Annotated in this window: 14 protein-coding genes and 1 tRNA gene; 12 read left to right on the forward strand and 3 right to left on the reverse strand. The window is 59.0% G+C overall.

Annotated elements, in window-relative coordinates; translation table 11 throughout:
• Positions 1-14 precede the first annotated feature (14 nt).
• From yihA to hslO, 3 genes are read left to right on the forward strand one after another with little or no spacing between them, the layout of a single operon-like run.
• A complete protein-coding gene (gene yihA / locus B5G28_RS01290) occupies positions 15-632 on the forward strand; it encodes a ribosome biogenesis GTP-binding protein YihA/YsxC (RefSeq protein WP_087245664.1) in 618 nt (205 codons plus the stop codon).
• Positions 622-1,386 carry a class I SAM-dependent methyltransferase gene (locus tag B5G28_RS01295; RefSeq protein ID WP_087245666.1) on the forward strand — a complete coding sequence of 255 codons (765 nt, stop codon included), beginning with the start codon at positions 622-624 and terminating at the stop codon, positions 1,384-1,386. The genes yihA and B5G28_RS01295 overlap by 11 nt, the downstream gene beginning before the upstream one ends.
• Positions 1,374-2,279 carry an Hsp33 family molecular chaperone HslO gene (gene hslO, locus B5G28_RS01300; RefSeq protein ID WP_087245668.1) on the forward strand — a complete coding sequence of 302 codons (906 nt, stop codon included), beginning with the start codon at positions 1,374-1,376 and terminating at the stop codon, positions 2,277-2,279. The genes B5G28_RS01295 and hslO overlap by 13 nt, the downstream gene beginning before the upstream one ends.
• A 66-nt stretch (positions 2,280-2,345) precedes the next feature.
• Here hslO and B5G28_RS01305 read toward each other — a convergent pair whose 3' ends face one another.
• Positions 2,346-3,503, reverse strand: coding sequence for a sporulation protein YqfD (locus B5G28_RS01305; protein ID WP_087245670.1), 1,158 nt, complete (start codon positions 3,501-3,503; stop codon positions 2,346-2,348).
• Between the two features lie 14 nt (positions 3,504-3,517).
• Entirely contained in the window at positions 3,518-3,814 is a 297-nt protein-coding gene (locus tag B5G28_RS01310) for a YabP/YqfC family sporulation protein (RefSeq protein ID WP_242967423.1), read from the reverse strand.
• A gap of 105 nt (positions 3,815-3,919) precedes the next feature.
• Between B5G28_RS01310 and B5G28_RS01315 the strand changes: the two genes are divergently transcribed.
• Positions 3,920-4,969 carry a hypothetical protein gene (locus B5G28_RS01315; protein ID WP_087245672.1) on the forward strand — a complete coding sequence of 350 codons (1,050 nt, stop codon included), beginning with the start codon at positions 3,920-3,922 and terminating at the stop codon, positions 4,967-4,969.
• Between the two features lie 41 nt (positions 4,970-5,010).
• On the opposite strand, the gene B5G28_RS01320 is transcribed toward B5G28_RS01315, so the two are convergent.
• A tRNA-Thr gene (locus tag B5G28_RS01320) sits at positions 5,011-5,086 on the reverse strand.
• Positions 5,087-5,353: 267 nt separating this feature from the next.
• Between B5G28_RS01320 and B5G28_RS01325 the strand changes: the two genes are divergently transcribed.
• From B5G28_RS01325 to speE, 8 genes are all read left to right on the forward strand, one after another.
• The gene (locus tag B5G28_RS01325) at positions 5,354-6,316 is read left to right on the forward strand and encodes a PhoH family protein (RefSeq protein ID WP_087245674.1); all 963 of its coding nucleotides are present in this window, start codon (positions 5,354-5,356) and stop codon (positions 6,314-6,316) included.
• 37 nt (positions 6,317-6,353) lie between these two features.
• Positions 6,354-6,845 (forward strand): rRNA maturation RNase YbeY, encoded by a 492-nt coding sequence (gene ybeY / locus B5G28_RS01330; protein ID WP_087245676.1) that lies wholly within the window; start codon positions 6,354-6,356, stop codon positions 6,843-6,845.
• A gap of 112 nt (positions 6,846-6,957) precedes the next feature.
• Positions 6,958-7,842: a GTPase Era gene (gene era, locus B5G28_RS01335; RefSeq protein ID WP_087245899.1), complete on the forward strand. Its 885-nt coding sequence runs from the start codon at positions 6,958-6,960 to the stop codon at positions 7,840-7,842.
• 190 nt (positions 7,843-8,032) lie between these two features.
• Positions 8,033-8,821, forward strand: a complete 789-nt coding sequence (gene recO / locus B5G28_RS01340; protein WP_087245678.1) for a DNA repair protein RecO — start codon at positions 8,033-8,035, stop codon at positions 8,819-8,821.
• A gap of 4 nt (positions 8,822-8,825) precedes the next feature.
• Positions 8,826-11,243, forward strand: a complete 2,418-nt coding sequence (locus B5G28_RS01345) for an endonuclease MutS2 (protein ID WP_087245680.1) — start codon at positions 8,826-8,828, stop codon at positions 11,241-11,243.
• Positions 11,244-11,480: 237 nt separating this feature from the next.
• Positions 11,481-12,200, forward strand: coding sequence for an N-acetylmuramoyl-L-alanine amidase (locus B5G28_RS01350; protein ID WP_087245901.1), 720 nt, complete (start codon positions 11,481-11,483; stop codon positions 12,198-12,200).
• A gap of 713 nt (positions 12,201-12,913) precedes the next feature.
• Positions 12,914-14,362: an aminotransferase class I/II-fold pyridoxal phosphate-dependent enzyme gene (locus B5G28_RS01355; protein WP_087245682.1), complete on the forward strand. Its 1,449-nt coding sequence runs from the start codon at positions 12,914-12,916 to the stop codon at positions 14,360-14,362.
• A 35-nt stretch (positions 14,363-14,397) separates the two neighbouring features.
• On the forward strand, positions 14,398-15,252 hold the full coding sequence (gene speE / locus B5G28_RS01360; RefSeq protein WP_087245903.1) for a polyamine aminopropyltransferase: 855 nt from the start codon (positions 14,398-14,400) through the stop codon (positions 15,250-15,252).
• The last annotated feature ends 46 nt before the right edge of the window (positions 15,253-15,298 follow it).

Consider the following 15,298-nt stretch of genomic DNA (forward strand, 5'->3'; position numbering starts at 1 on the left):
GATGAGGAGAGAATATGAACTACAACAAAGCGGACTTTCTGGCCAGCTATGGCATTTCGAGCCAGCTGCCTGCCAGTGACCGGCCGGAGATCAGCTTTTCGGGCCGGTCCAATGTGGGCAAATCCAGCTTGATCAACAAGCTCTGCAACCGCAAAAACCTGGCCCGTGTGTCCAGTACGCCGGGCAAAACCGCCACCATCAACTTCTATGGGGTGGATAACTGCTACTTTGTGGACCTGCCCGGGTACGGCTACGCCAAGGTCAGCAACGCCGACCGCCAGCGCTGGGACGAGCTGATCAACAGCTATTTTGATGCAGCCCGCCATCATACCCTGCTGGTCCAGCTGATCGACTGCCGCCACGACATCAGCGCCGACGATGCCCAGATGCTGCGGTATCTGCACTATCATCGGATTCCCTATGTGGTGGCCCTGACCAAGGGTGACAAGCTGAAAAAGAGCCAGATGGAGTCGACCCGCCAGGCCTTTGAAAAGATCTGTCTGGCCTATGGCTGCCAGGCGGTGGTCCTGACCAGCGCCGAGAGCGGCAGCGGCATTCCTGAGCTGCAGGCAATTCTGGACGCCGCCGTGACCGGCGCTCTGGCGGATGGGGAGCAGACCGATGGCGTATAACGAGTTTGCCTATTTTTACGACTCCTTCAACGAGGACGCCGACTACGAAACCCTGTACCGGCACGTCCGGCAGGAGCTGGAAAACCACGGCATCTGGGACGGCATTCTGGCTGACCTGGGCTGCGGCACCGGAGAACTGACCCTCATGCTGGCCCAGGCCGGTTATGAAATGATCGCCATTGATCAGTCGGAAGAAATGCTCTGTGTGGTCCGGGACAAGGCCGACCAGCTGGAGCTCACCAATCATCTGCTGCTGCTCCAGCAGGATCTGTGCAGCCTGGATCTGTACGGCACCATCCGGGGCGCGGTGTCCACCTTTGACACCTTCAACCATCTGCCGTCGCTGGATGCCGCCATTGCCAATGCCGCCTTTTTCATGGAGAAGGGCGGGGTGCTGCTGTTCGACATGAACACCCCCTACAAGCATCAAAACGTTCTGGGCAACAACACCTTCACCTTCGAAGGGGAGGACGCCGGCTGTGTCTGGTGCAACCAGATCGAGGACGGCGGCAAACGGGTCCGGATTTCTCTGGATATTGACGACCGCGAAAACGGCGAATCCTTCCATGAGGAATTCTGCGAGTACACCTACGAGCTGGCCGAGATCCGCGCTGCGCTGGAGCGGCACGGCTTCACTTTGGAGTCGGTCTGCGATGGGGAGACCTTCGGCCCCCTGACCGAGACCAGTGAACGGTACTTTTTCTGCGCGGTCAAAAACTACACACAGCTGGAGGGAGAAGAATGTCTGAACTGATTCGCGGCCTCTCTGAAAACGGAGGCGTTGTATTTTGCGGCATAGATTCGACGGATATTGTCTGTAAAGCAGAACAGCTTCACAAGACCAGCGCCACCTGCAGCGCCGCACTGGGCCGTCTTTTGACGGGCGCATCCCTGATGGGCGCCATGCTCAAGGACAGCCGGGACAGCATCACCCTGCGGGTGAATGGCGGCGGCCCTGCCGGCCTGGTGATTGCCTGCACCGATGGCACCGGCAACGTCAAGGGCTGCATCGACCACCCCCTGGTGGAGCTGCCGCCCCGGGCCGACGGCCACCTGGATGTGGGCGGTGCTGTGGGCAAAGACGGCGTCCTCACCGTCATCCGGGACAACAAGCTTCAGAAGGAGCCCACGGTAGGCCAGGTGCCGCTGGTGTCGGGCGAAATCGCCGAGGACCTGACGGCGTACTATGCCTACAGTGAGCAGATCCCCACCGTCTGCGCTCTGGGTGTTCTGGTGGACCCGGACCTCACCATCCACTGTGCGGGCGGGTATATGGTGCAGCTGCTGCCCGGCGCCACCGACGCCGAGATCACTCAGCTGGAGCAGAACATTGCCGCCATGCCCTCGGTGACCGAGATGCTGCGCGCCGGCGCCACCCCCAAGGACATGATGGAAAAAGCTCTGGCAGGCTTTGCACCGTCGGTTCTGGATACCCGCCAGGTGTCCTATCGCTGTGACTGCAGCGAGGAGCGCACCAAGGCCATGCTGCTCAGCCTGGGCCGCAAGGAGCTGGAAAAGCTTCGGGACGAGGACCCCCACTGCGAAGTGGTGTGCCACTTCTGCCACAGCAAGTACAACTTTGAGCTGAACCAGCTTTTGAAGGATCTGCCGGAGACCTCCGAGGCCGCCCCTGAGGAAGCACAGTAAACCCCATACATAAGAAAACGGCTGACCCCGCTGCAGAGCACGGGCCGGCCGTTTTTGTGTGCGATATTATCCCTCTACAATATTGTCCAGCAGGGTATAGGTGACGGCATAGTGCAGCTGATGCGCTTTTCGTTCTACCGTTTCCTGCTGGGCCACAATTTCAGCCCCCGGCCACTCCTCTTCCAGTTCCTGCAGGCAATGCAGCCGGGCCATGGCCAACGCCAGATCATCCGAATAGTTCACCGGCCGGGTCCGCCGTTGATAGCGGATGGTTTCCTCCACTGCTATGGGCAGCGGTAGGCCCCCCAGCTCCATCTGAATGTGACGGGTGATTTCCACATCGTTGGAGGTCGGCCCTACCAGTCCGCCGTCCAGCCCGGGAAGGGTCAGATGAAATCCCCCGCAGGACAGGCGAAGCTTGGTATGGGTTCGGCCGGTCAGAAGGGGCACTTCCTCCGTCAGAGACTGGTCGTATTGGGCGCTCCACTCAAACCGGGCCATCACCACGCCGGCAGCCGGGGCAAAAATGGGTGTTCCGTCCCGTTCGGTGCGGCTTGTACCGATGAGCGGCTGACCCGTTTCCACCTGCTGGCCTGGCACCACCAGAGCGGTGCCGCTTTTCAAATTGACCTCAGTCACAACGCCGCCAATCCGGGCGCAGAGGGTTTGCAGCTTGCCTGAAAAGATGGCGGGCACCTGTTTGGCGGCTGCGGCCTCCACTTCCAGACGGCCGCCGAAGAAATTGAGGCTTGCCCAGGAGAATTCGCCGCTCTTTAAAAGTGCGTATTCGCCCACGGTCAGGAGATCCTGGGTCACACGGACGCCGGGTTCCAGGCCGGTTTCCTCCCGCAGAACCAGTGCCGCCCGGGCCTGCTGCCCGGCGGTCAGGCTGCCATAGTCCACCGACCAGATCAGTCCCCGGCTCCAGAGCAGAAGCGGCACAAAAAACACCAGTCCAGCCCACAGTCCTTTCCGGCGAAACAGGGGCCTCAGATGGAAAAATAGTCCTTTCCGCCGCCGTACCTGCAAACGCACTCTGTGCCGCCGGGCCAGTGCGGCCAGTTTTTGATAGCGCCAGGCCGCGCAGCGTCCCGAAAAGCCGCCGGGCTGGGGACAGATGCGGGACAGATGTATACCTGCCTGGGCTGCATCGTTCAACAGACCCTCGGTGTCGCCGCTGAGGGCGGTGAACACAACCCCCGCCCAGAGCTGTACAACCTCCATCCAGCCGCCTCCTTTTATCCATCGATGCTATCGGTAAAATCTGTCCTTACAAACCGCCCCTGCAGGGTGATCCGGTGCGCCGCCAGTGAGAGAATCCGCATCTGATCCCCATAGACGGTGAAGGTGCCGCCGTACAGTTCCAGACAGAGTTTACTCTCATCGTAGGTGCGAATCCGCCGGAAATGCTCAATTTCCATCTGGGTCCCGGTCATGTAGACGGATGGACGGCGGTACATCCCGGCGGGGGGCTGGCCAAACAGCAGCTTGAGCCAGCTCTGCGGCGTAAGCCGTCTTTTGCGTTGTTTTGACACCTTTTCCCCTCCTGTTTGCGGCCCGTGCAGTCGGCAACGCCGCGCCGCTTGGGCCGGTATGGCCCGCCGCTTCTGTCCATATATATGGAAACAGGGGGGCTGCTTATGCGCTATTTGCAAAGGACGTTGTTTGTGTGCATCGCTCTGCTGACCGGCATTCTGCCTTTTTGGGCGCCTGAGGCCTGTGCACAGGCGCTTCGGGAGGGGCTGGCCCTCTGTGGAGGGCCGCTGCTGCTTTCACTGTTTCCCTTTCTGATTGTTTCCACGCTGCTGGTCCGCAGCGGCGGGGGAGATCTGCTGGGGACATTGCTTCGCCCGGCGGCCTGGCTGGCCGGGGCAAACGCCTCCTGTGCCGGGGGCGTGCTGCTGATGGGCTTTACCGGCGGATTTGCGCCGGCTGCCAATGCGGCAGCCCAGGCTGTCCGTGCTGGCCGATTATCTCCGCAGCAGGCCGCCTGTCTGCTGCCTGCCTGTATCTGCTCGGGGCCATCCTTTGTCATTTTGACGGTGGGCCAGGGAATGCTGGGCAGCACCGGACTGGGGATTCGGCTGTTTATGGTACAGGCTCTGGCCGGGTGGATCTCGGCGGTCATCCTTTGCCGTGTGCATCCTCCTGCGGCCCAGAACTCAAATGTCATGGTTTCGGCCCCGGCTGCGATGCCGCCGCTTCGGCTGGATGCCGTCATTGCCGATGCCGCCATAACCTATTGCAAGCTGTGCGGGTTCATCCTCTATTTTCGCCTGATGACCGGGGGACTGGGGGCCATGTGGCCCAAGATTAGCCTGCCTGCCGCCATGGTTTTGGAGGTCTGTTCGGGCTGCGATCTGGCTTCCCGCGCCGGACGCTGGGCCAGCTGGCTGTGCTGTGCAGCCATCAGCCTGCAGGGGACGTCGGTTCTTTTGCAGGTACGCACCATCTGCCCGGTGGAAGTCTCTTTCCGCCCACTTTTGACCGCCCGGCTGCTCCATCTGCCCTTGTCGTTGCTGCTGTTCCGGCTGAGCCTCTGGCTGCCTGGAGGGAATGTCTCCGCCGGGGCGGTTCCCCATACCGCACCTGTGGTCCTGCGGCGGGTTCCGCCGGACTGTGCCGTGCTGGTCTTTCTGGGCTGCTGCCTGCTGGCCTGCCAGCTCTGCCGCGCCGTTCCGGAAACATAAAAATCCCCGGAACCGCTTGATGCGATTCCGGGGACATTCTATGGAGCTACTGATCCGATTCGAACGGACGACCTGCTCATTACGAGTGAGCTGCTCTACCGGCTGAGCCACAGTAGCACGCTGCGCCATCTGCAACGCAAGTTATTTTAGCATAAAAACCGGTCAGTGTCAAGGGATTGCGCCCGCAGCGGGCCGGACCTGCATTCAGTGGGGACAGGCTCGGCCTCCACATGAAAAAGCGCTTCAATGTGCGCAAATAATTTTGTACAGTTTTCACAGTTTCCACTGCAAAGTTTTGGTGATATAATAAATACAAGAACCATTTTGGGTCGAACCCGGCGGACACACAGCCTGTGCCGCGCCGGATGCATCGGGAGGAATCACATGGCTGAAAAAAGTATCGAACTGGACAGTGTAGAGATTGCCGCCGCAGTGTTTGGAAACTGCGACTGCAACATTCGTCTGCTGGAGAAGGAGTTTTCTGTCACGGCCACCTGCCGGGGCACCATGCTGCGCCTGTCGGGCGAGGATCAGAACGTGGCGGCCGCAGCCCGCGCCGTCGAGGGAATGCTGCTCCTGATCGAGAACCACACGCCATTGGAGGATCAGACCGTCCACTACTGCATGAGCCTGGCCCACGACGGCGAGGAGAAACGGGTGCGGGAGCTGACCGAAGATTTTGTGGCGGTCACCGTCAAGGGCCGGCCCATCCGTCCCAAGACGCTGGGGCAGAAGGAGTATCTGGCGGCCATCCGCACCCATCCCATCACCTTTGGCGTAGGCCCTGCCGGCACCGGCAAGACCTATCTGGCGGTGGCAATGGCGGTCAAGGCGTTCAAAGCCAAGGATGTCTCCCGGATTATCCTGACCCGTCCCGCCGTGGAAGCCGGAGAGAAGCTGGGCTTTCTGCCCGGCGACCTGCAGCAGAAGGTAGACCCATATCTGCGGCCCCTCTACGACGGCTTGTTTGATATGCTGGGAGCCGAGACCTTTGAGCGTCTGGTGGAAAAGCAGCTGATCGAGGTGGCCCCGCTGGCCTATATGCGCGGCCGGACGCTGGATGATTCCTTCATCATTCTGGACGAAGCGCAGAACACCACCCCCGAACAGATGAAAATGTTTCTGACACGTATGGGCACCGGTTCAAAAGTCGTGGTGACAGGCGACGTGACCCAGATCGACCTGCCCGACCACACGCGCAGCGGCCTGGTGGATGCGCTGCAGGTGCTCAAGAACATTTCCGGCATTGCACAGTGTTACTTCAATGAAAAAGACGTGGTGCGTCACCGCCTGGTGCAGGAGATCATCAAGGCTTATGAATCCGCCGCACATCCCGCCAAGCGGTGAGCCCTCAGCGTCTTATAAAAGAAAGGAGCGGACCTAGATGTCCAACAAAGTACTGATTACCAACGAGCAGAAAACGGTCAAAGTCCCGTCCGGCCTGCGGATTCTGATCCGTCGGGCCTGCAACGCAGTGCTCGAATACGAGCATTTTGAGGGCCCCGCTGAGATCAGCGTAACCTTTGTCGATAATGCGGCCATTGCCGAGCTGAACAACCAGTATCGCAACAAGCCGATGCCCACCGACGTGCTCAGCTTCCCTCTGGGGTCGGACGGCCAGTATGACATCAACGAGACCAACGGCTGCAAGATGCTGGGAGATATCGTCATCAGCATGGAGCGGGCCATGGAACAGGCCAACCTCTACGGCCACTCCCTCCAGCGGGAGGTGGCCTTCCTGACGGTGCACTCGATGCTTCACCTGCTGGGCTACGACCACGAGAACGGCGGCCTGGAGGCTGTGCGGATGCGGGAGCGGGAAGAAGCCGTCCTGCTCCAGCTGGGCCTGCCCCGGACGGTGAGCTACACCGAATAAGCGGCGTTCGTTTTGGGATATTTGGGATAACGGAAAGAGAGAATGACCCTTGAATCACACGGATAAAAATGCAATCGAATCGACCATCCACTACGATACTTCCTCGGTATTTGTGGCCGTCATCGGACGGCCCAACGTGGGCAAGTCCAGCCTGACCAATCTGCTGGTGGGAGAAAAGGTGGCCATTGTCACCTCCAAACCCCAGACCACCCGTACCCGGATCACCGGCGTCATCACCCGCGGGCCCCTGCAGTATGTCCTCCTGGACACCCCCGGCGTCCACAAAGCCAAAAACAAGCTGGGCAAGCGGATGGACAAGACAGCCAGCGATTCGGTGGGCGATGTGGATGTGTCCATGATGCTGTTTGAGCCCCATCCCGGCCTGAACGAGTCGGAACAGATGCTGATTGATGCGCTGCGCCGCAGCGGTCCCGCCATTGCAGTCATCAACAAGATCGACCTGGTCAAAGACCCGGCGGAGCTGGAAGCCCGCAAGGCTGAACTGGAAGCCCTGGGCGTCTTTGATGCGGTGTGCACCGTCAGCGTCCGGGACAACAAGAACTGTGAGGACCTGTTTGACCTGCTGGCCCGCTATGCGGTGGAGGGCCCCCATTACTTTGAGGACGATGCTTACACCGATATGCCCGAGAAAGAGCTGGTGGCCGAATTGATCCGGGAAAAAGCCCTGCTGTTCATGCGGGACGAGATTCCCCACGGCCTGGCCGTGGTGGTGGAGCGCTTCAAGGAGCGCCCCGGCACCGCCCTGGTGGACATTGATGTGAACATCTACTGTGAACGGGAGAGCCACAAGGGCATGGTGATCGGCAAAGGCGGCGCCATGCTCAAAAAGATCGCCAGCGCAGCCCGGGTGGACTGCGAAGAATTCCTGGGCTGCCGGGTCAACCTGCAGTGCTGGGTCAAGGTGAAGCCCGACTGGCGGGACAATGAGTTTTTGCTGAACAGCTTCGGATTCCGTCAGGACCAGAACCGGAAGTAAACGCCTGCCAGAACAGGACAGATTTCCCGGGGATAAGGGGTTAAGATGGGGTCAACACTGAAACCGAAGGCGAGGTGCTGACACATGGATGCTGAAAGCTGCTGGAAGGCGTTTGCCTCGACGGGAAAAATCGATCACTATCTGGACTACAAGCGGGCTGCGGGCGAAAAACCTGCAGAGGAAACATACAATGGACGATTTTGTCATCAAGGGCCTGGTCATGCAGGAGATCGAATACGGCGAGTCGGACCGGATTCTCAAGATTCTGACCGCTGAAAAAGGTCTGATTACCGCATTTGCCAAAAACAGCATGCGGCTGACCAGCCATCTCTTTGCGGCCTGCGGACAGCTCTGTTATTCCGAGTTTGTCCTGCGGCCCGGCCGCAACACCGAAGAAAAAATGTACACCGTGGTGGAAGCGGGCTATGAGACCGACTTCCGGGACATAGGCTACAGTTTTGAGGCCCAGGGGGTCGCCATGTACATGGTGGAGTTCACCATGGCCCTCTCCCTGGTGGAGCAGCCGGCCGAAAAAGAGCTGAAACTCCTGATGAACTGCCTGTACAAGATCTGTCAGAAAAAGACCGATCCCAAAATCGTCAAGGCCGTGTTTGAGCTGCGGATGACCAGTGAGTGCGGGTTTATGCCCCAGCTGCTGGCCTGCCGGAGCTGCGGCGCCTACGACGGCGACCGCTTTTGCCTGGACGCAGAGGATGGCTGCCTGCTCTGTGGAGACTGCGCAGCCAAGGAAAACAAAACCTGTAACCTGGATAAGGGAGCACTGTTTGCGGTGCGGTACATCTGTCTGATTGAGGACAAGAAACTGTTTGGATTTCGGATTTCCGCCAACAGTGCCCGGCTTTTGTACAATGTGGCGGAGCAGTATGCTCTGGCCCACATGGACAAATCGCTGAACTCCCTGAAATTTTTGCGGTCCCTTTCGGCCTGGGACCCGGACCTACAGCCTAAAAAGGATTGAATCAATGGAGACAAGTTACTTAAAAACACTGGAATTAAATAAAATCATCGAACGGGCCGCCGCCGGCTGTGTCTGCAAAGAGGCCAGAGCCAAAATGCTGGAGCTGACCCCGCAGTGCGACCCCGACGAAGTCCGCTTTATGCTGGATCAGACCGACGCCATCAATACGCTGCTCATCAAGAACGGTTCGCCCCGCTTTGGCGGCGTGGAAGGGGTCAGCGAGCTGGCCACCCGCGCGGTCAAGGGCGGCGTGCTGTCCATGGGTGAGCTGCTGCTGGTGGCGGGCGCCCTGCGCAACTTTCAGAACCTGAGCACCTGGTACGGTTCCACCGATCACGATGCTCTGACCACCGACGACCTGTTCTACGCACTGGCACCGCAGCCCGGCCTGGAACAGCAGATTTCCGACGCCATCATTGCGCCGGATACCATGGCGGACACTGCGTCCCACACGCTGAACGAACTGCGGAAAAAGATCCGCGCCACCGAAAACTCCATCCGTGACCGTCTGGACAGCCTGGTCCACAACATGGAGTCCTCCAAGTACTTACAGGAGGCCGTGGTTTCCATCCGCAACGGGCGCTATGTCGTCCCGGTCAAGAGCGAGTACCGCGGCGAAATCAGCGGCATCATCCACGACGTTTCCTCCACCGGCGCCACCGTCTTTGTGGAGCCCCAGGCCGTCGTGGAAGCCAATGCCCGCATTCTGCAGTACCGCGCCCAGGAAGCCCAGGAAATCGAGCGGATTCTGACGGCCTTTACCAGTCAGGTGGCCGCCATTGAGCCTCAGTTCCAGTACAGCTACAAAGCCATGCTGGAAATCGACATCCTGCTTGCCAAGGCGCGGATGGCCATTGAAATGAAGGCCTTCAAGCCCTCGGTCAGCTATGAGAGCACCTTCTCGCTGATTCGGGCTCGGCACCCTCTGATCGACCCGGCCAAGTGCGTGCCGGTCAACATCGCGCTGGGGCAGGATTATGACTCTCTCATCATCACTGGCCCCAACACCGGCGGCAAGACTGTTACCCTCAAGACGGCCGGCCTGCTGTGCGCCATGGCTCAGTGCGGTTTCCTGATCCCGGCGGACGAGCGCAGCGAAGTCTGTGTGTTCCAGGAGTATCTGGTGGACATCGGCGACGAACAGAGCATCGAGCAGAGCCTGTCCACCTTCTCGGGTCACATGACCAAAATCACCGGCATTCTGGAACTGGCCGGTCCCGGCACTCTGGTGCTTCTGGACGAGCTGGGCGCCGGCACCGATCCGGCGGAAGGCGCCGCCCTGGCTGTGGCCATCATTGAAGAACTGCGCCGCCGGGGTGTCCTGCTGATGGCCACCACCCACTATGCGGAGCTGAAAGTCTTTGCGCTGGAAACGCCCGGTGTAGTCAATGCCAGCTGTGAGTTTGACCTGGAAACGCTGCGGCCCACCTATAAGCTGAGCGTCGGCGTACCCGGCAAATCCAACGCGTTCCTCATCAGCGAAAAACTGGGCATTCCGGAGCGGGTCATCGAGGCCGCCCAGCAGCATCTGTCGGCGGACGACAAGTGTCTGGATGCAGTGCTGGGCCAGCTGGATGATCTGAAACTCCAGCTGAAAGCCAGCCAGGACGAGGTGGAGAGTCTCCGCCATGAGGCGGCCCATCAGCTGGAAGCCGCCCAGAAAAAGAAAGAGGAACTGATCCGTCAGGGCGAAAACGAGCTGGAAGCCGCCCGTGCCAAGGCCCGCGCCCTGGCACAGCAGGTGGAAAACGAGGCCTACCGCCTCACCGATGAGCTGCGCCAGCTCCAGAAAGACGAGAAGATGAGCGCCCAGCAACGTGCCCAGCGCGCCCGGGAGATCGCCAAAAAGGAGTCGGCCAAACTGTTTTCCAATTCGGATGTGGTGCACAACCCGGTGCGGGAGTTTGTCCCCCTCAAGGAAGTGCGGGTAGGGCAGGAAGTCTGCATTGCCGAGCTGGGCCAGCTGGCCACCGTTCTGGCTCTGCCGGATCGAAACGGAGACGTTCTGGTCCGGGCCGGCATCATCAAAACCAAAGTGCCCCTCAAGGGGCTCAAGCAGCCGGACAAGATGGAAAAGGCTCCCGCTGCACCCAAGACCAAAGCCCAGCAGCGCTATACCCGCCAGACCGGCGACGGCAGCCGCGCTGCAGGCGGCCATGTGGAACGAGTCCGCCGGGACGCCAAGATGGAGTGCAACCTGCTTGGTCTGACCGTGGACGAAGCCATCCAGGAGGCAGATTCCTTCATCGACCGCGCCATCCTGAACGGTCAGTCCACTGTCTATCTGATCCATGGCAACGGCACCGGCGCGCTGCGCAACGCCATCCAGAAGCATCTGCGCGGACATCGGATGGTCAAGAGCTTCCGCCTGGGCCGCTATGGCGAAGGTGAAAGCGGCGTGACGGTGGTCGAGCTGAAATAAACACCAAACCGGACCTGTAAAAAGAAGGGAACAGCCGCCCGGCTGCAATGTGCGGGCGGTTTGTTTCGTTTTATTGGATGAAGTAAAAATCGGAAGGTACAAAAACAGATGCAAAAGCGGCGAAAAGGCACAAAATCCAGACATGGGAAAAAGGGAGCGATGCGCTGGCAGCTGGCTGCCGCGGCCCTTGTTCTTGTCCTGCTTCTCGGCAAAGCCTGCCAGGCAGGTCTTGAATGGATGAATGCCCAAAACGCCATTCGGGAAGCCAGCGCTACGGAAGAACCGGGGGAGGACTTCCGCCCGGATGTAGGAGAACCGCCTTACACGGTGGCTGTGGATGCCGGTCATGGCGGGGATGATCCCGGCGCCACCGGTCTGATCGTGGAAAAGGATATGACGGCCGCCACCGCTGAAGCTCTGATGGCCTGGCTGCAGGCCGACTCCAACTACATACCGGTGACCACCCGGGACAGTTACGACGTCACCGCCACCCCCATGGAACGAGCCGAGCGCTCCAACCGTCAGCATCCGGATTTGCTTTTGTCCATTCATGGCAACTCTGCCGCCACCGAAGCCAGCGGGTTTGAGTGTTATCCCATTACGCCGGGCCGGACCTGGCATCGGGAGAGTGTGTATTTCGCCCGGCAGCTGGCCGCCGGCATGGAAAATGCCGGGAGCTCTCTGCGGGGACAGCGCGGCATCCGTTACATCTACTACGAAAACGGCGTCAAGGTCCTGGCAGAAGCCAACGACCTCCGGGTCCGGGAAGAGGAGACCTTCACCCTTTTGGAGGAATCCAACTGCCCGGCGGTATTGGCAGAGCAGTGCTTCATCACCAGCGCCGAGGACGTGGATCTCTTTGGAGACGAGGATGGCTGCCAGCGGACGGCCCGTGTCTATTACGAGGCCATCTGCGCTTACTTTGGCACCCAGCCGCTGACTTCTCTTGGAGAGTAAATAGAAACCTTTCGGGCCGCTCGGGTCAAAACGCAGGAAACGTTTTGCCGGGCGGTCTTTTTCTTTTCAGCGCGTCCGTATGATCCCCGGCGGCGCAGTGTTTTGATCCACTGAAAAAGCCGTTACGAATATTCGCCATTTTTTGAATTGGGTGTATAAAAAGTGAAAGGATTTGTATCCCATACCTTGACAAGTAAAAAAAACATGGTACAATGATGGCAAAGCGTGTACCGATGTACACACAAATAGATTAGGCCGGGTGCCCTTTTGGGCTGCCTAAAGCTCATCGGACAGGGCTGGCCGCTGCCGCGTGTGGCGTAAAGCGCCACAACATTATTGAACGGGTGGGTCACCCGGAAATTTTATAAGTTGGTCACTTTTTATAACCTCGTGCGGACGCACACCACTTGTGAAACGTCAATAAGAGCAGCAGAACCGCCCCTCGATCTATTTGCTGAAGTTCTCTTCCAAAAGGCATGGCCGGACATTGCAGAATGTCGTCTCCTCTGTGTGATGAGGAGTCAGGCCGCCTCGACTGTATCTCACAGGCAGTGTGCCCGAAAGGGTGCGCTGCCTTTTTTGCTGCAGTCAGAAATGTCTTTCCGCCGGAGCATGGTTCCGTTTCAGACCATGCGCAGGAGAATCCGGCGGCCCGTCCGGGATGGGAGCAGACTTCCGCTTGACTCAAAACCTGAAAAAGAGAGGGATGTTATTTGAACCGGGATCGTCAAAAAAGAGCGCCCATCTATGAGGCGCTGGAAAAGTTCCGCCGGCAGCGGGTCGTCCCGTTCGATGTGCCGGGCCATAAGCGCGGCCGCGGAAACCCCGAGCTGGTCGAACTGCTGGGGGAGCGATGTGTCGGCATCGATGTCAACTCCATGAAACCTCTGGATAACCTGTGTCATCCGGTTTCGGTCATCAAGGAGGCAGAGGAACTGGCCGCCGACGCATTCGGCGCGGCCCACGCCTTCCTGATGGTGGGCGGTACCACCAGCAGTGTCCAGAGCATGGTCCTGACAGCCTGCAAGCCGGGGGACAAGATCATACTGCCCCGCAATGTCCACAAGAGCGCCATCAACGCCCTGGTTCTGTGCGGCGCGGTGCCTGTCTATATTGATCCCAAGGTGGATACCGATCTGGGCATCCCTCTGGGTATGGAAGTGGAAGATGTGCGGGCCGCCATTGAGGCCAACCCCGACGCCGTGGCCATTTTTGTCAATAACCCCACCTATTACGGCATCTGCTCCGACCTGCGCAGTCTGGTGGATCTGGCTCACTCTCACAATATGCTGGCTCTGGTGGATGAAGCTCACGGCACCCATCTGTATTTCAATCCCAGTCTGCCTCTCAGCGGCATGGCAGCCGGGGCCGATATGGCCGCCGTTTCCATGCACAAGTCGGGCGGCAGTCTGACCCAGAGTTCGCTTCTGCTCTGCGGACCCGGGGTCAATGCGGGATATGTGAGCAACATCATCAACCTGACCCAGACCACCAGTGCATCCTATCTGCTGATGTCCAGTCTGGATATCAGCCGGCGCAATCTGGCCATGCGGGGCAGAGAGAGTTTCGCCCGCGTGATTGATATGGCCGAGTACGCCCGGCGGGAAATCAACGCCATCGGCGATTACTACGCTTTCGGCTCCGAGATGATCAACGGCGGCAGCATTTACGACTTTGACGTCACCAAGCTGGCTGTCAATACCCGCGGCATCGGTCTGACCGGCATTGAGGTTTATGACCTGCTCCGGGATGAGTATGACATCCAGATTGAGTTTGGCGACCTGTCCAACATTCTGGCCTATATCTCCATCGGCGACCGCATTCAGGATATTGAGCGTCTGGTGGGTGCTCTGGCGGATATCCGCCGCCTCTACTCCAAGCCCCGCAGCGATCTTTTCACGGCGGAGTACATCACGCCGCAGGTAAAGGCTACTCCCCAGCAGGCGTTCTATTCGCCCAAGGAGAGCCTACCTCTGCGGGAGACCGCCGGCCGGATCTGCACAGAGTTCGTCATGTGCTATCCTCCGGGAATTCCCATCCTGGCTCCCGGCGAAGTGATTACCCCGGAAATCATTGATTACATCGAGTTCGCAAAGGCCAAGGGCTGCTCCATGCAGGGCCCGGCCAGCGAGGATATCTCGGAACTGAACGTTTTGGTATAACGGATTAAAAAGAAGGAGGGAGTCTCTTGCAGGAAATGGATTACTGGTTTGGCGAACTGCATACCGCCAACGTCAAAACCTCCATTCGGGTGGACCGGCAGCTCTACAGCGGAACAAGCGACTTTCAGCGGATCGATGTCTTTGACTCGCCGGAGTTCGGACGGTTCCTGACTTCGGACGGCAGCGTGATCTTCTCGGAGAAAGACGAGTTCACCTACGACGAGATGATCGTCCATGTCCCTATGGCCGTTCACCCCGATGTCAAGCGGGTTCTGGTCATCGGCGGCGGAGACGGCGGCGTAGCCCGCGAGCTGTCATATTACCAGGAGATCGAAGTCATCGATGTGGTGGAACCGGACAAGATGTTTGTGGATGTCTGCCGCAAATATTTCCCCGACAATGCCTGCGGCCTGGATGATATCCGTGTCCGTGTCTATTACGAAGACGGCCTGCGGTTTCTGCGGGGCAAAGAGGATGAATACGACCTGATCATCAACGACTGTACCGATCCTCTGGGCCATGCAGCCGGCCTGTTCACCAAGGAATTCTACGGCAGCTGCTATAAAGCCCTCCACGAGGACGGTATCATGGTGTATCAGCATGGCAGCCCCTTCTTTGACGAAGATGAGGAAACCTGCCGCGCCATGCATAAGCGGGCTTACCGCTCGTTCCCCATCAGCCGGGTGTATCAGGCACACATCCCGACCTGCCCGGCGGGGTACTGGCTTTTTGGCTTTGCCAGCAAAAAGTATCACCCCATCAAGGACTTTGACCCCAAGCGCTGGAACAAGCGAGGGATCAAGACCTGGTATTATACCACCCACCTCCATCGTGGAGCCTTCATGCTTCCGCGCTATGTGGAGGACCTTCTGAAGGAAGAAGAAGACTGAAAACAGACAAAATCAAGAAACGGATTGTATTTGAAAGGAGCTATTT

This window comes from Faecalibacterium sp. An77, assembly GCF_002161315.1.
Taxonomy (GTDB): Bacteria; Bacillota; Clostridia; order Oscillospirales; family Ruminococcaceae; genus Faecalibacterium.